Source organism: Pseudomonas sp. FG1 (assembly GCF_034313875.1).
Taxonomy (GTDB): domain Bacteria; phylum Pseudomonadota; class Gammaproteobacteria; order Pseudomonadales; family Pseudomonadaceae; genus Aquipseudomonas; species Aquipseudomonas veronii.
In genome coordinates, this window is the sequence record NZ_JAVIWP010000001.1 from 337182 (window position 1) to 357138 (window position 19957).

The following is a 19957-nucleotide window of genomic DNA, read 5'->3' on the forward strand; positions in this document are numbered from 1 at the left end:
CCTGAATGCGCCAGGGCAGTCCAGCCAGGCAGGACTGGCACTTTGCCACAAGTCAAGGCATGCTAGCCGCCCTCCGGGCGCCCGGCTTATAGTGCATGTCGCGCGCCAGTCCAGCCAAACCGCAGGATCACAGTTTGTCCAACGTCACGCCGCCTACTCCCCTGCGCGCCGCTCACATAGCGCCGGGAGCGCCCCTGCACGGCACCCTCAAAGGCGCATTGGCGACGCTTGTCCTCATGTTGCTCGCGTTATTGTTCTGGCAACTGCTCGACCAACTGCAGCAGAACCAGAAAAACCAGCAGCAATACACCATCGACTACAGCGCCGACCTGGCGGAACAGATCAGCCTGAACATGGCCCTGAGCGCACAGATCGCGCTGAATCTGTTGCCGATGGTCGAGCCGCCGCGCAACGACGAACAGCAACAGGCGTTGATGCTCAGCTTGCAACGCTCTCTGCCGGAACTGCGCAGCTTCGCGCTGCTCGCCCCCAGCGGCGCGATGATCCGCGACACGGCCAAAGACAGCCAGGACAGCGACTTCCTCGAGGAACTGGTCAAGCGCAGCCATTCCCAGCCCTACTACCTGAGTAACGACAACAACGGCACCATCATCTATCTGCTGCTGCATCAGCCCAGTGGCGATTCGAAAATGTACTGGGCGCTGCGCCTGGCGCCGAACTACCTGGCCAACCTTACCCGCCAGGATGGCCAGGGCCAGCGGCCGATGTGGGCCGTCGAGAATCGCCTGAACCACCACGTGGTCAGCCGTGACAGCGGCATGCCAACACAGTTGGCCGCCGCCCTGACCCCGGACGAGTTGAAAAAAAGCGTGCTGGTCACGCCACTGAGCAAAAGCGACTGGCAACTGCGCGGCCTCTTCGACCGTAACGCCGTGCTGGAACAATTGCTGCCGGCGTTTATCGGCAAGTGCCTGCTGGGCCTGGCCTTCTCGTTGGTGCCGGTGATCGTGCTGTTGAATATGCGCCGCCGCCAGCGCCAGGTGAACGAAGGTCGGCGGCGTTATCAGGATATTTTCGAAGGCACCGGCGTGGCCCTGTGCGTGCTTGACCTGTCGGGGCTCAACGCGTTCTTCGACAAGGCCAAGATCCGCACGCGCGAGCAATTGCACGGGTGGCTGCAGGGCAATCCCGAAGCGCGTCGCCAGTTGCTCAAGGAACTGCGCGTCACCGAGGTCAACCAGGTGGCGGTGCGCCTGTTGAACGTCAGCTCGTGCGAGCAAGCCTGGGAACGCCTGATCGATGACTGCCCACGCAACGCCACGGCCATCGGCTATCAGGTGCTCGAGGCGGTGCTGACCCAACAGAACCAGTTGGAACTGGAAATCCAGCTCAACGATGTGCTCGGCAACAACCAATACCTGTGGCTGGTGATGCGCCTGCCGGAACAGCGCGACGACTTCAAGGCGGTGATCCTCAGCATCAGCGACATCACCAGCCGCAAGCTGATCGAACTGTCGCTGGTGGAGCGCGAAAGTTTCTGGTCGGACGTGGTGCGAACCGTGCCCGATCACCTGTATGTGCAGGATGTGATCAGCCAGCGGATGATTTTCAGCAACCACCACCTGGGCCACACCCTCGGCTATAACAAGGCCGAATTGCAGCAAATGGGCGAGTACTTCTGGGAAATCCTGCTGCACCCCGAGGACGCCGAGCATTACCACGACTTGCGCCAGCAGCAGCGCCAGGCCGGTTATTCGAACCAACTGCAATGCCAGTTGCGCTTTCGCCACCGCAACAATCAATGGCGCCGCTTCGATATCCGCGAGCAAGCCCTGGCCGGGGACAAGACCGCGCAGGTCACGCGCATCATCGGCGTGGCCAAGGACATTACCGATCAGATCGAGGCCAGCGAATCCCTGCGGGACAGCGAACAGCGCTACCGCATGCTGGCCGAAAGCATCAGCGACGTGATCTGCTCCACCGACAGCCGCCTCGCCCTCAACTACATCAGCCCCTCGGTCAACGCCGTGCTGGGGTATGACGTGGACTGGGTGTTCAAGAATGGCTGGCAGTCGATCATCGCCAACCCGCAGCAATTGGCCGGCATCTACAGCCTGGTCGAGCAAGTCAGCCGGGCCTTGGGCGACGCCGAGGCGCTGGCCAAGCTGCGCGATGACATCCACACCCAACTGTACCTGTTCGACTGCCTGCGCGCCGACGGACGTAAAGTTCCGATCGAGCTGCGCCTGGTGCTGGTGTGGGACGAGCACGGCGCCTTCGAGGGCATCCTCGGCGTCGGCCGCGATATCAGCCAGCAGCGCCGCGCCGAGAAAGACCTGCGCATGGCCGCCACGGTATTCGAGCACTCCACGTCGGCGATCCTGATCACCGACCCGGCCGGCTATATCGTGCAGGCCAACGAGGCGTTCAGCCGCGTCAGTGGCTACGCCGTGGCGGACGTGCTCGACCAATTGCCGAACATGCTCACCGTCGACGAGCAGCAGGAAGCCCACCTGCGCTATGTGCTCAAGCAGTTGCACCAGCACAGCACCTGGGAAGGCGAAGTGTGGCTCAAGCGCCGCAACGGCGAGCATTACCCGGCCTGGGTCGGCATTACCGCCGTGTTCGACGATGAAGGCGACCTGGCCAGCTACGTCTGCTTCTTCAGCGATATCAGCGAGCGCAAGGCCAGCGAACAGCGCATCCACCGCCTGGCCTATTACGACGCCCTGACCCACCTGCCCAACCGCACGCTGTTCCAGGACCGCCTGCACACTGCGCTGCAGTCGGCCGAACGGCAGAAGTCGTGGGTGGTGCTGATGTTCCTCGACCTCGACCGCTTCAAACCGATCAACGACTCCCTGGGCCACGCCGCCGGCGACCGCATGCTCAAGGAGATGGCTACCCGCCTGCTCGGTTGCGTGGCCGAAGACGACACCGTGGCGCGCATGGGCGGTGACGAGTTCACCCTACTCCTGCAGCCGCGGATCAGCCGCGAAATGGCGTTGAACCGCGCGATTCACGTGGCCGAGCAAATCCTCGCCAGCCTGGTCAGACCGTTCGTGCTGGAAGGCCGCGAGTTTTTCGTCACCGCAAGTATCGGCATCGCCCTCAGCCCGCAGGACGGCAACGAGCTGAGCCAGTTGATGAAAAACGCCGACACTGCGATGTACCACGCCAAGGAGCGTGGCAAGAACAACTTCCAGTTCTACCAGGCCGACATGAACGCCAGCGCCCTGGAGCGCCTGGAGTTGGAAAGCGACCTGCGCCACGCCCTCGACCAGAACGAATTCGTGCTCTATTACCAGCCGCAATTCAGCGGCGACGGCAAACGCCTGACCGGCGCCGAAGCCTTGCTGCGCTGGCGCCACCCGCGCCGTGGCCTAGTGCCGCCAGGGGACTTCATTCCGGTGCTGGAAGAGCTGGGCCTGGTGGTGGACGTGGGCGACTGGGTGATCAGCGAAGCCTGCCGTCAGCTCAAGAGCTGGCACCAGAACAAGGTGCGGGTGCCGAAAGTCTCGGTGAACATCTCGGCGCGGCAATTCTCCGATGGTCAGTTGGGTGAGCGCATCGCCAGCATCCTCGAGGACACCGGCCTGCCGCCGGCGTGCCTGGAGCTGGAGCTGACCGAAAGTATCCTGATGCGCGAAGTCAACGAAGCCATGCAGATCCTCGCCAGCCTGAAAAACCTCGGCCTGAGCATTGCGGTGGACGACTTCGGCACCGGTTATTCGTCGCTCAACTACCTCAAGCAATTCCCCATCGACGTGCTCAAGATCGACCGTACCTTCGTCGACGGCCTGCCGTCCGGCGAGCAGGATGCGCAAATCGCCCGCGCGATCATCGCCATGGCCCACAGCCTCAACCTGGCGGTGATCGCCGAGGGCGTGGAGACCCATGAGCAACTGGACTTCCTGCGCGAGCATGGCTGCGATGAGGTGCAAGGTTATCTGTTCGGGCGGCCGATGCCGCCGAATCGGTTCGCGGCGCAGTTCAGCAATGATGCGCTGTTCATGTTCGACTGAGAGTTTGTGGTGAAGCCGCTGGCCTCATCGGGAGCACGTCGAATCGTCGCACCGCCCCTCCCACACTTCGATTTGTTAATACATTCAAATGTGGGAGGGCGCTTGCTCCCGATGGCAGCGGCACAGTCCCCCCCGCCAGATGAACACCACTTGTCCGCGACATGACGTCCTTTCATATGCCATCTAAAACCCATTAGGTTAGAATGCCTTCCTTTTCTGCCCCCCGATCCTTGAGGACCGCCATGTTCAGCCGTGATTTGACCATTGCCAAGTACGACGCCGATCTCTTCGCCGCCATGGAGCAAGAAGCCGTGCGCCAGGAAGAGCACATTGAGCTGATCGCTTCGGAAAACTACACCAGCCCTGCGGTAATGGAGGCTCAAGGTTCGGTTCTGACCAACAAGTACGCCGAAGGCTACCCAGGCAAGCGCTACTACGGCGGCTGCGAATACGTCGACGTGGTTGAGCAACTGGCCATCGACCGCGCCAAGCAACTGTTCGGCGCCGATTACGCCAACGTCCAGCCACACGCCGGCTCCCAAGCCAACAGCGCCGTGTACCTGGCCCTGCTGCAAGGCGGCGACACCATCCTGGGCATGAGCCTGGCCCACGGCGGTCACCTGACCCACGGCGCCAGCGTTTCGTCCTCCGGCAAGCTGTACAACGCCGTTCAATACGGTATCGATGCCAACGGCCTGATCGACTACGACGAAGTCGAGCGCCTGGCGGTCGAGCACAAGCCAAAAATGATCGTGGCCGGTTTCTCTGCCTACTCGCAGATCCTCGACTTCCCACGTTTCCGCGCCATCGCCGACAAAGTGGGCGCGTACCTGTTCGTCGACATGGCCCACGTGGCCGGTCTGGTCGCCGCTGGCGTCTACCCGAACCCGGTGCCGTTCGCTGACGTGGTCACCACCACCACCCACAAGACCCTGCGCGGTCCGCGTGGCGGCCTGATCCTGGCGCGCGCCAACGCCGAGATCGAGAAGAAGCTCAACTCTGCGGTATTCCCAGGCTCCCAAGGCGGCCCGCTGGAACATGTGATCGCCGCCAAAGCGGTCTGCTTCAAAGAAGCCCTGCAGCCTGAGTTCAAGACTTACCAGCAACAAGTGGTGAAAAACGCCAAGGCCATGGCCGAAGTGTTTATCGCACGCGGTTTTGACGTGGTCTCCGGCGGGACTGAAAACCACCTGTTCCTGCTGTCGCTGATCAAGCAGGACATCTCCGGTAAAGATGCTGACGCCGCCCTGGGCAAAGCCTTCATCACCGTGAACAAAAACTCCGTGCCGAACGACCCACGTTCGCCGTTCGTCACCTCGGGCCTGCGTTTCGGCACCCCGGCCGTGACCACTCGTGGCTTCAAGGAAGCAGAGTGCAAGGAACTGGCCGGCTGGATCTGCGACATCCTGGCTGACCTGAACAACGACGCCGTGATCGACGCGGTCCGTGAGAAGGTCAAGGCCATCTGCAAAAAGCTGCCGGTGTACGGCGCTTGATTGCAGTTGCTTGAATAAGAAGCCCGGCTCTTGAGCCGGGCTTTTTTATACAGATCAGGATTTGGAATACCGGCCAATGTGGGAGGGGCTTGCCCCCGATGGCGGTGGGTCAGTCGACACATGTATGGCTGACACACAGCTATCGGGGGCAAGCCCCTCCCACATTTTTGATCGTATTTCCAAGTCAGGCTTGATAGACCTTCGCAAAACCCTCGCGAATCTTGTCTTCCGGCAACTCATCGGCAATAAACACGATCACACTCTCCCGCGTTTCGCCCTCGGCCCATTCGGTATCCCAATCGAAACCGTAGAGCTTCAGCACGCCCTGGAACACCATGCGCCGATCTTCCCCGGCGATGTTCAGCACGCCCTTGTAGCGCAGCAGTTGCTTGCCGTGGTCTTCCAACAACTCGTTCATGAACTCGCTGAGGCGGTCGATATCCAGCGGCTGTTCGGTGCGCAGCACCAGGCTGGAGATGCGGTCGATGGACGGCGCGGTGCTGACCGGGCGCAGGTTCATGCCGGCGTTGAGGTTGAAGCCGCGCACGTCGAGCAGCTCGGCCAGGTCGATGGCGCCGTGGTCGACCACGCGAATCGGCGCGCGGCGGTTGATGCGGGTCAGGCGCTGGCTGAGGGCATCGAAGCTAGCGTCGTCCACCAGGTCGCGCTTGCTCACCAGCAGGCGGTCGGCAAACCCGATCTGTGCCTGGGCGATGGTTTGGGTCAGGTGGTGCTCGGCGTGGGCCGCGTCCACCAGGGTGATGATGCCGTCGAGGATGTAGCGCTCGCGCAGCTCTTCATCGATGAAAAAGGTCTGGGCCACGGGGGCCGGGTCGGCCAGGCCGGTGCATTCGATCACCAGGCGGTCGAAGGCAATCTCGCCGTTGTCGAGACGCTCCAGCAGCAGGTACAGGGCTTTGGTCAGGTCGGTGTGGATGGTGCAGCACACACAGCCGTTGGACAGGGTCATGACTTGCACGGGCTCGTTGCCCAATAGCTGGGTGTCGATACCGGCGTCGCTGAATTCGTTTTCGATTACGGCGATTTTCAAGCCGTGCTCGGCTTTGAGCAGGTGACGCAGCAACGTGGTCTTGCCGGCGCCGAGGAAACCGCTGAGGACGGTGACGGGAATGGGAGAGGACAAAGACAGTTCTCCTGAAAATGGGGAGGTAAAAACAACTGTAGGAGCGCGCTTGCTCGCGAAGAACGTCAACGATAACCCGTGCTATCTGGATGCACGTGGTGTCCTTGCGTTGTTCGCGAGCAAGCTCGCTCCTACAGGTAAAGCGGTTTTACCAACTTAGCAGCACTTGGGCCCACCCTTGCCGCCGTAACGGGCTTCCTGGCGTTCCCGGAAGAACGTCTTGTAGTCCATCATCGGCTTGTCCGGGTGTTTGGTTTGCATATGCTCGACGTAAGTGTCGTAGTCGGGTATGCCGACCATCAGGCGCGCGGCCTGACCGAGGTATTTACCGACGCGACTGATGTCATTGAACATGGCTGCAATCCTCGATCATGCGTCCGGTACGGCCTGGAACGGGGCTTCTTTATCCGTGCGCTCTTTGTTGCCCCAGGCGGCGACGCCGACTTTGAGCGCATAGAACAGGATACTGAAGACCACGAACAGGAACAGCGCCGTCAGCGTTGCGTTGGTGTAGGCGTTCCAGATCACATGCTGCATCTGGTCGATGCTCTTGGCCGGGGCGAGGATCTGGCCGTTGGCCAGCGCATCGCTGTACTTCTTCGCCAGCGACAGGAAGCCGATCGCCGGGTTGGCGTCGAACAGCTTGATGAAGCCCGCCGTGGTGGTGCAGATCAGCAGCCAGACGGCCGGCAGCATGGTCACCCAGATGTAGCGTTGGCGCTTCATTTTGATCAGCACGACGGTCGCCAGCATCAGCGCGATACCTGCCAGCATCTGGTTGGAGATACCGAACAGCGGCCACAAGGTGTTGATGCCGCCCAGCGGGTCGATCACGCCTTGATACAACAGGTAACCCCACATCGCCACACAACCGGCGGTCGCGATCAGGTTGGCCGTCCAGGACTCGGTGCGCTTGAGCGCCGGCACGAAGGAGCCCAGCAGGTCCTGCAGCATGAAGCGCCCGGCACGGGTACCGGCGTCGACGGCCGTCAGGATGAACAGCGCTTCGAACAGGATCGCAAAGTGGTACCAGAACGCCATGGTGTTTTCACCCGGCAGCACACTGTGCAGGATCTGCGCGATACCCACCGCGAGCGTCGGCGCACCGCCGGCACGAGCCAGCACGGTGGTTTCGCCGATGTCATGGGCAACGGCCGACAGCGCCTCAGGCGTAATCGCAAAGCCCCAGCTGCTGACGGTTTGAGCGACGGTGACCACGTCCGAGCCGACGATCGCCGCCGGGCTGTTCATGGCGAAGTACACACCCGGCTCGATCACCGAAGCGGCAACCATCGCCATGATGGCCACGAACGACTCCATCAACATGCCGCCATACCCGATGTACCGGGCGTGGCCTTCACTGGCCAGCAACTTCGGCGTGGTGCCCGAAGAGATCAGCGCGTGGAAGCCCGAGACCGCACCGCAGGCAATGGTGATGAACAGGAACGGGAACAGACCGCCCTTCCACACCGGGCCGGTGCCATCGATGAACTGGGTCAGCGCCGGCATTTTCAGGTCGGGCATGGTCACCAGGATACCGATGGCCAAGGCGACGATGGTGCCGATTTTGAGGAAGGTGGACAGGTAGTCACGCGGGGCCAGGATCAGCCACACCGGCAGTACCGCCGCGACGAAACCGTAGCCGATCAGCATCCAGGTGATCTGGATGCCGGTGAAACTGAAGACCTTGGCCCAGACCGGGTCGGCGGCAATCTGCCCGCCCAGCCAGATCGAACCGAGCAACAACAGCACGCCGACGATCGAAATCTCACCGATGCGGCCCGGGCGGATGTAGCGCATGTAGATGCCCATGAACATCGCGATCGGGATGGTCGCCATCACCGTGAAGATGCCCCACGGGCTTTCGGCCAGGGCCTTGACCACGATCAGCGCCAGCACCGCGAGGATGATGATCATGATCAGGAAGCAGCCGAACAGCGCGATGGTCCCGGGAATGCGGCCCATCTCTTCGCGGACCATATCCCCCAGGGAACGGCCGTTACGACGGGTAGACAGGAACAGCACCATGAAGTCCTGCACCGCACCGGCCAGTACCACACCGGCGATCAGCCACAGGGTTCCGGGCAGATAACCCATTTGCGCCGCCAGCACCGGGCCGACCAAGGGGCCAGCACCGGCAATCGCCGCAAAGTGGTGACCGAAAAGGATGTGTTTGTTGGTCGGTACGAAGTCCAGACCGTCGTTATTGACCACTGCGGGGGTGGCCCGTCGTGGATCGAGTTGCATCACGTTGTTGGCGATGAACAGACTGTAGTAGCGATAGGCGACCAGATAGATCGCCACTGCTGCGACGACGATCCACAAGGCATTGATCGCCTCGCCGCGGCGCAGGGCCACTACGCCCAGGGCGCACGCACCTACTATGGCCAGTACCAGCCAGGGTAAGTGGCGTAGCAGGCTATTATTATTTTTCATTTTTTGTATTCCAGCCAGGGTGGACAGAAAGGACAACCAGCTCGAGTTTAGCGCTACTGGCCTTAAAGGCCAGCCCCCTACATTGGTCTAGAGCCTTCCCATGGCAAAAAAAGCAGAAATAAAGCCTCAATAATGGCGTAGGGCTACAATCCCTTCATCCACAGAGGGTTTCACCATGACCGAACATGCGTCTGACCGCCGTCGTTTTCGCCGGATTGCCTTTGATGCCAAGACCGAACTCCGGCAGAACGGTCGGAAATGGTCGGTGCAACTGGTGGACTTATCGCTGAAGGGCTTGTTGGTGCAGAAACCGACGCCCTGGCACAGCATCGGCACCGAGTCGTTCGATGTGGATATCCACCTGGACGCCAATACCGATGTGCAGATGCAGGTCAGGCTGACCCATGACCAGAACGGTCACCTGGGGTTTGAATGCGAGCACATCAGTCTGGAATCGATCAGCCATTTGCGCCGCTTGATCGAGTTGAACCTGGGGGATCAGGCAGAACTGGAGCGGCAGTTGGGCGCTTTGCTGGAGCACTGACCACCGGTGGGAGGGGGCTTGCTCCCTCCCACATGTGTACTGCGGTGTTGCGGGCTACTCGAAAAGTGCATCCAACGCCTGCTCCAGCCGCGTCACCGCGATCACCTGCAACCCCGGCGGCGCTTCCTTCGGCGCGTTGCCCTTGGGCACGATCGCGCGCTTGAAGCCGTGTTTGGCCGCTTCCTTCAAACGCTCCTGACCGCTGGGCACCGGGCGCACTTCGCCCGACAGGCCGACTTCGCCGAACACCAACAGGTCGTGGGGCAGCGGCCGGTTGCGCAGGCTGGACATCACCGCCGCCATCAACGCCAGGTCGGACGCGGTCTCCAGCACCTTGACCCCGCCCACCACGTTAAGGAACACGTCCTGGTCATGGGTCGGGATGCCGCCGTGCCGATGGAGTACCGCGAGCAGCATTGCCAGGCGGTTCTGGTCCAGGCCCAGGGTCACTCGACGCGGGTTGGCCAAATGGCTGTCGTCCACCAGCGCCTGCACTTCCACCAGCATCGGGCGGGTGCCTTCCCACGTTGCCATCACCACACTACCGGGGACTTCTTCCTGGGCACGGGTCAGAAAAATCGCCGAGGGGTTGGAGACTTCTTTCAGCCCGCGGTCGGTCATGGCGAATACGCCCAGCTCGTTCACCGCGCCGAAGCGGTTCTTCACGGCGCGCAGCAAACGCAAACGACCATCGGACTCGCCTTCGAAATACAGCACGGTGTCGACCATGTGCTCCAACACCCGTGGCCCGGCCAGCGCGCCTTCCTTGGTCACGTGACCGACCAGGAAAATCGCCGTGCCGCTCTGCTTGGCATAGCGCACCAGCAGCGCCGCGCTCTCACGCACCTGGGACACGCCGCCCGGAGCCGATTGCAGTTGCTCGGTGAAAATCGTCTGGATCGAGTCGATCACCATGACCTTGGGTTTTTCGATCCGCGCAGTGGCGATGATGCTTTCGATGCAGGTTTCGGTCATCACCCGCAGTTGGTCCTGGGGCAAGCCCAGGCGGCGTGCGCGCATGGCCACTTGTTGCTGGGATTCTTCGCCGGTGACGTACAACGCCGGCATGCGGCTGGCGATGCTGCACAGGGTTTGCAACAGGATGGTCGACTTGCCGATACCGGGATCGCCGCCGATCAGCACCACCGAACCGTCCACCAGGCCACCGCCCAGCACGCGGTCGAGCTCACCGGACGCGGTGGAGAAACGCGGGACTTCCTCGACGCTGACTTCGGCCAGGGTCTTGATCTGCGCCTGTTGCCCGGTCCAGCCGGCACGGCCGCTGGGGGCCGCGGCGCCGCCGCTTTCGATCATGGTTTCGGTGAGGGTGTTCCACGCCCCGCACTCGGTACACTGGCCGGCCCACTTGGGAAAGGTCGCGCCGCACTCGGTGCAGCCGTACATGCGCTTGGCCTTTGCCATTTGAGAACCTCCAACCGAAAAACCGCGATGATAGCTCAGCGCGGCGCCGGGGTCCGGATTTCACCGCCGGCCAATCGTGAAGCACTGTTGCCGATCGGGTCTTCGGCATTCAGGTCGGCGCCTTTGGCCTTCAACGCGTCGAGCAGTTCGAGACGCTTGAACAGCCCGGCGTACATGGCGGCGGTCTGCCCGGCGCCGTTGCGCTGGTCGGGGTTGCAGTCGGTGGCCAGCAGGCGCTGGGCAATCTTCAGCTCGCCCTTGAAAATCGCGCCCATCAGCGCGGTGTTGCCGCGCTTGTCCTGCACACAGGCATCGGCGCCGGCGGCGAGCAGACGTTCAACGTAGGCGCTTTCGCCGTGGTAGGCGGCGAGGATCAGTGCGGTGTAGCCCTTGTCGTCCTGGGTATTGAGGGGGAAGCCGGCGTCGATGAAGGTATCGAGCATGGGCAGGTCGCCGCGACGTGCGGCATCGAAATAGTAGCCTTGCAATTGCGCCTTGAGCGCCGCTGCGTCATTGGGCGCAGGCTGCCCGGCAACCCCGCTCAGCGACCAGCAGGCCAGCAGCGCGCCGATGAAGGTACGCATTGATTCAACTCCTCTACAAAGCCCTTGTAGGAGCGAGCTTGCTCGCGAAAAACGTCAACGATGACGCGTGCATCCTGGATGTACGCGTTGCCTGGCAGATCTTCGCGAGCAAGCTCGCTCCTACAGGGGCGGGTGGGGTTAGTCGGTGAGTTTTTGTGCCAGCGCTTTCACGCGGGCCAGGTCACCTTTGGCGACCTTGGTCACGCCGGCGCCGTATTCCGGGTCGGCTTTATAGAGGAAGGACAGGATGATGTGCTTGCTCTCGTCGTCGGTGGTGGCCAGGGAGCCGCCGAAGTTGTCGATCAAGTCCTGACGTTCTTTCTTGCTGTAGGAGCGATACAGATCACCGGCCTGCTTGAAGTTCTGCTCACGCTGGATCTTCGCCTGCTGGGTACTGCCCGCCAGCGGCGACTGGCTGTAGCGCGCGGTTTGCGGCTCTTCCCGTGGCAGCAGGCGGCTTGGCTGGTAGTTCACGCCGGTGCTGGTCTTGCCGGAATTCATCGCGCCGTCCTGGTTGCCGTTGTTGACGGTGACCCGTGGCGCGTTGATCGGCAGTTGCAGGGCGTTGGCGCCCAGGCGGTACATCTGCGTGTCGGCATAGGAGAACACCCGGCCTTGCAGCAGGCGGTCTTCCGACGGCTCGATGCCCGGCACCAGATTGGCCGGGGCCATGGCCACTTGCTCGGTTTCCTGGAAGACATTGGCCGGGTTGCGGTTCAACACCATCTGCCCGACTTTGCGCTCGGGTATGCCGGGCCAGATCTTGGTGGCGTCCAGCGGGTCGAAATCGAACTTGGCCAGTTCCTCAGGTTTGAGCACCTGCACGTACAAGTCCCACTTGGGGAAGTCGCCCTTGTTGATATGGGTGACCAAGTCATTCGTCATATGGCTGTAGTCACGGCCCTGTACGTCGGTGACTTGCTTGGGATCAAGATTCTTGATGCCTTGCAGGCTCTTCCAGTGGAACTTGACGTAATGCACTTCGCCCTTGGCGTTGATCAACTTGTAGGCATGTACGCCGTTGCCGTCCATTTCGCGGTAACTGGCCGGCGTGCCGGAGTCGGAGTACAGCTCGGTCAGGGTGCGGGTGGCTTCGGGAACATGGGAGAAGAAGTCGAAACGACGCGAGTCATCATCCAGGTTAGTGCGCGGGTCGGGTTTGAAGGCATGGACCATGTCCGGGAACTTGATGGCGTCTCGGATAAAGAACGTCGGGAAGTTGTTGCCGACCAAGTCCCAGTTGCCGTCGGCGGTGTAGAACTTGGTGGCGAAGCCGCGAGGGTCGCGCAGGGTTTCCGGGGAGTGATTGCCGTGTACCACCGCCGAGAACCGCACGAATACCGGGGTTGCCTCACCGGCGGCGAAAACTTTGGCCTTGGTCAGGTCGCTGAGGTTATCGGTGACGGTAAACGTGCCGTGAGCGCCGGTGCCACGGGCATGTACCACGCGCTCGGGGATGCGTTCGCGGTCGAAGCGTTGCAGCTTCTGAATCAGTTGCACATCTTGCAGCAGCACCGGGCCGTTGGCGCCCGCGGTTTGCGAGTTCTGGTTGTCGCCGACGGCGGCACCATTGTCACGGGTCAGGTTGGCAGCTTGCACAGACAGGGAAAGCAGGCTGACGGTTGCCAGCACCAGCGCATGTCGCGCCAGAACGGGCGCGCGGCTCATTGGGTTGTTCATCGAGGTTTCCTCTGGTTTTTTTAATGCACATTCAGTTGTGCTTGCCAGAGGCTAGTGACCCGCGAGTCAGAAGATAAATAGAAAAACCCCACCGGGTCGATTGAGAAAATAATCTGGTAACTCACTGAAATCGCGGGTATTTCGCGCGCGATTGATGGCACTTTGCAAACTATTTGCGATTTAATGTGTCGATAAAAATCGACAGTGTTAACAGTTGTGTCAGGCAAGCCCGCTACGACTGACTTACACTGACTTCCACCCTTCTCATCTGTAACAAGGAATAACCTATGGGCGTGATCAGTGAGTTCAAGGCCTTCGCGGTCAAAGGTAATGTGGTCGACATGGCCGTCGGGATTATCATCGGCGCCGCCTTCGGCAAAATTGTTTCCTCGTTTGTAGGCGACGTGGTGATGCCACCGATCGGTCTGTTGATCGGCGGTGTGGACTTCGCTGATCTGGCGGTGACGCTCAAGGCTGCGCAGGGCGATGTCCCGGCGGTCGTGCTGGCCTACGGCAAGTTCATCCAGAGCGTGATCGACTTCCTGATCGTCGCGTTTGCGATCTTCATGGGGGTGAAGGCCATCAACCGCCTGAAACGCGAAGAAGCCGTGGCCCCCAGCCTGCCGCCGACGCCGAGCAAGGAAGAAGTGTTGCTGGGTGAGATCCGCGATCTGCTCAAGGCACAGAACGACAAACCGCAATAAGCCGTATCGGTTTGAACGAAGGCGCCTCCAGGGGCGCCTTTTTTGTTACCAGTAGTTCTCCACCGCCACCTGGCCGGGGCGCCGGGACAGGCTCAATTGCATATCGCGCTGTTTGAGCAACTGACGGGTGTCGTCGATCATCTGCGGGTTGCCGCAAATCATCACGCGCGAATGCTCTGGGGTCAGCGCGACGCCGGCTGCGCGCTCCAGCTCGCCATTCGCGATCAGGGTGGTAATGCGCCCGTGCAGGGCGCCGGGGTGCTGCTCGCGGGTGACCAGCGGCAGATAGGTCAGCTTGTGGGCGTACTCGGCCAGGTACTCACGCTGAGCCAGCCCCTGGATCAGCGACTGATAGGCCAGCTCCCTGGCTTCCCGGGCGCTGTACACGAGGATGATGCGCTCGAATTTTTCCCAGACCTCGAAGTCCTGCAGGATCGACAGGAACGGCGCCACTCCGGTGCCGGTGCCCAGCAACCATAAGTCACGACCGTCGACAAACCGGTTCAGGGTCAGGAAGCCTGTGGCCTGACGCTCGACCATCAACGTATCGCCGACGCGCAGACGGCTCAGCTCGCTGGTGAACTCGCCACCGGGCACCACGATCGAGAAAAAATCCAGGTACTCATCAAACGGCGACGACACCACGGAGTACGCGCGCCATACCGTGCTGCCATCGGCCTTGGTCACCCCCAGGCGCACGAACTGGCCGGCGGTGAACCGAAAGCCCGGGTCACGGGTGGTGCGCAGGGTGAAGAGGCTGGGGGTCAGCGATTGCACGTCGAGCAGGGTCTGGCGGGTAAATTTCTCAGCACTGGCCGTCATGGGGAGCTCCGTTCTACAGGTGCCCTAGTGTCCCCCAAAGTCACGTGCGGAAACACCCGTAGTCGGTAGTGGCATTGTGAATAGAGCAAAAACCCCACAAGTTGATGGCTATTTAATTGCACTACTAAACATTTGGCTATTAGTCCAAGACACATCACAACATCGCCCCATAGTGCGATTGTCAGTGACGCATAACAGACGCTAAAACCCACTAAAAAAGGGCAAAACTTCGCAAAAAGTTGCGGACGGAAGTTGCACACCTGCTTAAAGAGTCTTAGAACACGACGAACAAGAACGAAAACTTCCGCTACAAGTGTAGTCCGTGTCCTACACTAATTTGCGTGCAACATTGGGGGCCAGGACGTACCCAAGTCACAAAGAACTCCATGGAGAGCTTCCGATGGTCAACTGGCGCAATACACGACTCCCTAAACTGGAAGGCGAGGACAAGATCACCAGTGTATTTGAAATGGTCATCAACAAAACCTACGAGCTTGGCTTCCAATTCTGTTCCTTCACGATGAGTTCACAACGACCCACACACCCATGCAAACCGATTTGCCTCAACAACTACCCAAATGAATGGAACTCCCTGTACGACCAGGCCCACTTTTTCGACGTAGACCCGGTTGTCACCCACTGCAAACGTTGCGTACTACCGATTGTCTGGGAGGAAAAAGTGTTCGGCGCCGCGCCGAATTTGTGGGAACTGGCCCGGTCCTCTGGCGTGCATCTTGGATGGACCCAGGCGGTCCACGATTTCCAGGGCGTGTTCAGCATGCTGACCCTGGGACGCAGCAAGGGCGAGGTCAGCCCGGAAGAGCTGTACGAAAAGGCCGGCCAGGTATTGTGGCTCTGTCATGCGATGCATGCGGTGGTCGCACAGAAATATGCCGACAAGCCCAACGCGCCTTCGGCCTGCAAATTGACACCACGGGAGACAGAAATCCTCAAATGGTCAGCCCTGGGCAAAACGGCTGCCGATATCGCCGCCATACTGTGCCTGTCGGAACGCACCATTGGTTTTCATCTCAAAAGCATCTTCACTAAAATGGGCGTCAATAACAAAATCGCTGCGGTGCTCTGTGCCTCGAAAGCAGGCTTGTTTTAACCCGCTTTGAAACACCGCATGTAATCACTCCAAAAAAAAAGTAACATTTACGGCCAACTCTGAGTGTTGACGCAGCCCCTCGGTGCCGCCTCGCAGTTCACTCAGACGGTTCCGCCGGCCGCCACAGCGCCTGTCGAACACCCATCGATTACCCAGAGCCTCCCCCGCCATGCCCCTGCTCGAAAGCCCGTTCGCCCAGCTCGATCTGATCCGCCAACCCGAGCAGCACAATGATCCGCTGCAGGCCTTCGACGCCGCCGACGAGTATCTGCTCAGCTACCTGGCCGAACAGCAACCGAACGCCGCAACTCGCGTGCTGGTGCTTAACGATAGCTTTGGCGCATTGGCCGCCAGCCTTGAGGGCCATGTGCAGGTGACATCCAGCGGCGACTCGTTTCTCGCCGCCCAAGGCCTGGAAAAAAACCTGCTGCGCAACGGCAAGGCGTTCGATGCGGTGTCGTTCATCCCCGCCAGCCAAGTGCCTGTCGGGCCATTCGACCGGGTGCTGATCCGCGTGCCGAAAACCCTGGCGCTGCTCGAAGAACAGTTGATCCGCCTGCAGGGCCAACTGGCGCCGGGCGCTGAAGTTATCGCCGCAGCGATGGTCAAGCATCTGCCACGGGCCGCCGGTGAATTGCTGGAGCAGTACATCGGGCCGATGCACGCGTCCCTCGCGCTCAAAAAGGCGCGGCTGTTGATCGCCACCGTTGGGGAGCGCCCGGCCGCCGTCTCGCCCTACCCCACCCGTTACGCCTTGGACACTCCAGCCATCGCCCTGCTCAACCACGCCAACGTGTTCTGCCGCGAAAGCCTGGACATCGGCACCCGCGCCTTCCTGCCACACTTGCCCACGGGCCTTGGCAGTGCGCGAGTCGCCGACCTGGGTTGCGGCAATGGCGTACTGGCGATTGCCAGCGCCCTGCAGAACCCGGACGCGCATTACACCTTGGTGGACGAGTCCTACATGGCCGTGCAATCGGCCGCCGAGAACTGGCAAGCGGCCCTGGGTGATCGCGAGGTCATCGTCCGCGCCGACGATGGCCTGGCCGGGCAGGCACCGCAATCGTTGGATGTGGTGCTGTGCAATCCACCGTTCCACCAGCAACAGGTGGTCGGCGACTTCCTCGCCTGGCGCATGTTCCAGCAGGCGCGCGAAGCGTTGGTGGTCGGCGGCGCCCTTTATATAGTCGGCAACCGTCACCTGGGTTATCACAGCAAGTTGGCGCGGCTGTTCCGGGGCGTCGAGCAAGTGGCCGCCACGCCCAAATTCGTCATTCTCAAAGCGCGCAAATAAAAAAAGACCCCGCCCCTCCAAAGAGGGGCAGGGTCAAAAACCGTGCCGCAAGGCAACGGGATGGGATGTCAGTGCGTGGTCAGGCCGGCCGCGCTCATGAACAGGCGCATCAGGCTGGCCACGATGAACAGGGCCAGCACGCTGCCGCTCCAGATCATCGCCAACCAACCAAGGCGCCGCCACAGCGGTTGCTTCTCAGCCTGTTCAATCTCGTGCAACGAAGGTTTGCCGGACATGAAACGACCCTCCTAGTGATAACCGTCTTCATGGGTGACCTTGCCGCGGAACACGTAGTAGCTCCAGAAGGTGTAGCCCAGGATGAACGGGATGATGAACAACGTGCCCACCAGCATGAAGCCCTGGCTTTGCGGCGGCGCGGCAGCGTCCCAGATCGATACCGACGGCGGGATGATGTTCGGCCAAAGGCTGATCCCCAGGCCGCTGTAGCCGAGGAAGATCAGCACCAGCGTCAGCAGGAACGGCGTGTAGTGCGCGTTGCGCGCCACGGCGCGGATCAGCCCATACATGGTCACCAGCACCAGGATCGGCACCGGCAGGAACCAGAACAGGTTCGGCAGAGTGAACCAGCGCGAGGCGATTTCCGGGTGCGACAGCGGCGTCCAGATACTCACGATGCCGATCACCGCCAACACCACGAAGGCCAATGGCCGCGCCAGGTTGTGCATCTGCTCTTGCAACTTGCCTTCGGTCTTCATGATCAGCCAGGTGCAACCGAGCAACGCGTAGGCCACGATCAGCGCCACGCCGCAGAACATCGTGAACGGCGTCGCCCAATCCAGTGAGCCACCGGCAAACTGGCGATCGACCACCGGGATGCCGTCGATGAACGCACCCAACGCGACGCCCTGGAAGAACGTGGCCGCCAGCGACCCGCCGATGAACGCCTTGTCCCACAGGTGACGCTTGTGGTCCTTGGCCTTGAAGCGGAACTCAAAGGCCACGCCGCGAAAGATCAGCCCGATGAGCATCAGCATCAGCGGCAGGTACAACGCCGACAGCACCACCGAATAGGCCAGCGGGAACGCGCCGAACAATGCCGCGCCGCCCAGTACCAGCCAGGTTTCGTTACCGTCCCAGACCGGGGCGACGGTGTTCATCATCACGTCACGGTCGGTCTTGCCGGGGATGAACGGAAAGAGGATGCCGATGCCCAGGTCGAAACCGTCCATGACCACGTACATCATGATGCCGAAGATGATGATCACGGCCCAGATCAGCGGAAGATCAATACCCATCTCAATGCCCCTTATGCTGGAGGTCGACGTGATCGTCATCGCTGCCGTCATCGGCCGCCGACAACGGCCGCGCCGGTGTGCGTTTCTGGCCTGGGCCACCGTGGGTTGGCTCGATGCCGTCGTGGGCCACCGGGCCTTTGCGCACCAGGCGCATCATGTAGCCCAAACCAGCGCCGAACAGCGCGAAGTACACCACCACGAACAGCACCAGGGTGATGCTCATCTGCGCCAGGCTATGCCCGGAGGACGCATCCGCAGTCCGCATCAGCCCGTAGACCACCCACGGCTGGCGGCCGATCTCGGTGGTGAACCAACCGGCGAGAATCGCGATCAAGCCGGATGGGCCCATCCACAACGCCAGGTACAGGAACGGCCGGGACGTATACATCTTGCCGCCCCGACGCAGCCAAAGGCTGAACAGGCCGGTGAAGATCATCAGGAAACCCAGGCCGACCATGACCCGGAACGACCAGAACACGATGGTCGAGTTGGGGCGGTCCTCAGGCGGGAACTCCTTGAGCGCCGGTACCTGTTTGTCCAGGGAGTGGGTCAGGATCAGGCTGCCGAGGTAGGGAATTTCCACCGCGTACTTGGTTTTTTCCGCCTTCATGTCGGGCCAGCCGAACAGGATCAGCGGCGTCGGCTCGTTGCCGATGTTTTCCCAGTGGCCTTCGATCGCGGCGATTTTCGCCGGCTGGTGCTGCAGGGTGTTGAGGCCGTGGAAGTCACCGATCACTGCCTGGATAGGCGCGACAATCAGCGCCATCCACATGGCCATCGACAGCATCTTGCGGATCGCCGGGTTGTCCTTGCCGCGCAGCAAATGCCAGGCCGCCGAAGAACCGACGAAGAACGCCGTCGCCACAAACGCCGCCGTGGCCATGTGCATCAGGCGGTAGGGGAACGAGGGGTTGAAGATCACGGCCAGCCAGTCCGTGGGGATCACGCGGCCGTCGATGATTTCAAAGCCCTGGGGAGTCTGCATCCAGCTGTTGGAAGCGAGAATCCAGAAGGTCGAAATCAGCGTGCCGACGGCCACCATCACGGTCGCGAAGAAGTGCAGCTTGCGCCCCACCTTGTTCCAGCCGAACAGCATCACGCCGAGGAAACCGGCCTCGAGGAAGAAGGCCGTGAGTACTTCATACGTCAGCAGCGGCCCGGTGACGGAGCCGGCGAAGTCCGAGAAGCGGCTCCAGTTAGTGCCGAACTGGTACGCCATGACCAAGCCGGAGACCACGCCCATGCCGAAGTTGACGGCAAAGACCTTCGACCAGAAATGGTAGAGGTCACGGTAGGTATCGTTATGGGTCTTGAGCCACAAGCCTTCCAGCACCGCAAGGTAACTCGCAAGGCCGATGGTGATCGCCGGGAACAGGATGTGGAACGAGATAGTAAACGCGAACTGAATTCGGGCGAGATCTAGCGCCTCCAAACCGAACATAAGTCTTCCTCTGTCAGGTAATACCGAATGCTGGCTG

The 19957-nt window shown here is 61.2% G+C and carries 16 protein-coding genes; 6 read left to right on the top strand and 10 right to left on the bottom strand.

Going from position 1 to position 19957, the window contains the following annotated elements:
• The first annotated feature begins 134 nt into the window (after positions 1 to 134).
• Together RGV59_RS01505 and glyA are read left to right on the top strand one after the other, a co-directional pair.
• Positions 135 to 3986, top strand: coding sequence for an EAL and GGDEF domain-containing protein (locus RGV59_RS01505; protein WP_026140186.1), 3852 nt, complete (start codon positions 135 to 137; stop codon positions 3984 to 3986).
• A 242-nt stretch (positions 3987 to 4228) separates the two neighbouring features.
• Positions 4229 to 5482 carry a serine hydroxymethyltransferase gene (gene glyA / locus RGV59_RS01510; RefSeq protein WP_017848268.1) on the top strand — a complete coding sequence of 418 codons (1254 nt, stop codon included), beginning with the start codon at positions 4229 to 4231 and terminating at the stop codon, positions 5480 to 5482.
• A 184-nt stretch (positions 5483 to 5666) separates the two neighbouring features.
• Here the strand turns inward: glyA and yjiA are convergent, their stop codons facing one another.
• The 3 genes from yjiA to RGV59_RS01525 form a co-directional block, all read right to left on the bottom strand.
• Positions 5667 to 6626, bottom strand: a complete 960-nt coding sequence (yjiA, locus tag RGV59_RS01515; protein WP_017848269.1) for a GTPase — start codon at positions 6624 to 6626, stop codon at positions 5667 to 5669.
• A 156-nt stretch (positions 6627 to 6782) separates the two neighbouring features.
• Positions 6783 to 6980: a YbdD/YjiX family protein gene (locus RGV59_RS01520; RefSeq protein WP_322246851.1), complete on the bottom strand. Its 198-nt coding sequence runs from the start codon at positions 6978 to 6980 to the stop codon at positions 6783 to 6785.
• A 15-nt stretch (positions 6981 to 6995) separates the two neighbouring features.
• The gene (locus tag RGV59_RS01525; RefSeq protein WP_017848270.1) at positions 6996 to 9062 is read right to left on the bottom strand and encodes a carbon starvation CstA family protein; all 2067 of its coding nucleotides are present in this window, start codon (positions 9060 to 9062) and stop codon (positions 6996 to 6998) included.
• A gap of 175 nt (positions 9063 to 9237) precedes the next feature.
• Between RGV59_RS01525 and RGV59_RS01530 the strand changes: the two genes are divergently transcribed.
• Positions 9238 to 9606, top strand: a complete 369-nt coding sequence (locus tag RGV59_RS01530) for a PilZ domain-containing protein (RefSeq protein WP_017848271.1) — start codon at positions 9238 to 9240, stop codon at positions 9604 to 9606.
• 54 nt (positions 9607 to 9660) lie between these two features.
• Here RGV59_RS01530 and radA read toward each other — a convergent pair whose 3' ends face one another.
• The 3 genes from radA to katB all read right to left on the bottom strand — a co-directional run bounded on the left by radA (position 9661) and on the right by katB (position 13292).
• On the bottom strand, positions 9661 to 11028 hold the full coding sequence (gene radA / locus RGV59_RS01535; RefSeq protein ID WP_017848272.1) for a DNA repair protein RadA: 1368 nt from the start codon (positions 11026 to 11028) through the stop codon (positions 9661 to 9663).
• A 35-nt stretch (positions 11029 to 11063) separates the two neighbouring features.
• Entirely contained in the window at positions 11064 to 11612 is a 549-nt protein-coding gene (locus RGV59_RS01540; RefSeq protein WP_017848273.1) for an ankyrin repeat domain-containing protein, read from the bottom strand.
• Positions 11613 to 11750: 138 nt separating this feature from the next.
• Positions 11751 to 13292: a catalase KatB gene (katB, locus tag RGV59_RS01545; protein WP_126586223.1), complete on the bottom strand. Its 1542-nt coding sequence runs from the start codon at positions 13290 to 13292 to the stop codon at positions 11751 to 11753.
• A 287-nt stretch (positions 13293 to 13579) separates the two neighbouring features.
• On the opposite strand from katB, the gene mscL reads away from it, so the two are divergent.
• On the top strand, positions 13580 to 13996 hold the full coding sequence (gene mscL / locus RGV59_RS01550; protein ID WP_017848275.1) for a large-conductance mechanosensitive channel protein MscL: 417 nt from the start codon (positions 13580 to 13582) through the stop codon (positions 13994 to 13996).
• A 45-nt stretch (positions 13997 to 14041) separates the two neighbouring features.
• Here the strand turns inward: mscL and RGV59_RS01555 are convergent, their stop codons facing one another.
• Positions 14042 to 14818 (bottom strand): ferredoxin--NADP reductase, encoded by a 777-nt coding sequence (locus tag RGV59_RS01555; RefSeq protein ID WP_046381980.1) that lies wholly within the window; start codon positions 14816 to 14818, stop codon positions 14042 to 14044.
• Positions 14819 to 15218: 400 nt separating this feature from the next.
• Between RGV59_RS01555 and RGV59_RS01560 the strand changes: the two genes are divergently transcribed.
• The gene (locus RGV59_RS01560) at positions 15219 to 15929 is read left to right on the top strand and encodes a helix-turn-helix transcriptional regulator (protein ID WP_046381979.1); all 711 of its coding nucleotides are present in this window, start codon (positions 15219 to 15221) and stop codon (positions 15927 to 15929) included.
• 169 nt (positions 15930 to 16098) lie between these two features.
• Positions 16099 to 17223, top strand: a complete 1125-nt coding sequence (locus RGV59_RS01565) for a methyltransferase (protein WP_046482168.1) — start codon at positions 16099 to 16101, stop codon at positions 17221 to 17223.
• 68 nt (positions 17224 to 17291) lie between these two features.
• Here RGV59_RS01565 and RGV59_RS01570 read toward each other — a convergent pair whose 3' ends face one another.
• The 3 genes from RGV59_RS01570 to RGV59_RS01580 are packed head-to-tail and all read right to left on the bottom strand — an operon-like array spanning position 17292 to position 19920.
• Positions 17292 to 17459, bottom strand: coding sequence for a DUF2474 domain-containing protein (locus RGV59_RS01570; protein ID WP_017848279.1), 168 nt, complete (start codon positions 17457 to 17459; stop codon positions 17292 to 17294).
• A 12-nt stretch (positions 17460 to 17471) separates the two neighbouring features.
• On the bottom strand, positions 17472 to 18479 hold the full coding sequence (gene cydB / locus RGV59_RS01575; RefSeq protein ID WP_017848280.1) for a cytochrome d ubiquinol oxidase subunit II: 1008 nt from the start codon (positions 18477 to 18479) through the stop codon (positions 17472 to 17474).
• 1 nt (position 18480) lies between these two features.
• Positions 18481 to 19920, bottom strand: a complete 1440-nt coding sequence (locus RGV59_RS01580; RefSeq protein WP_017848281.1) for a cytochrome ubiquinol oxidase subunit I — start codon at positions 19918 to 19920, stop codon at positions 18481 to 18483.
• Between the last annotated feature and the right edge of the window lie 37 nt (positions 19921 to 19957).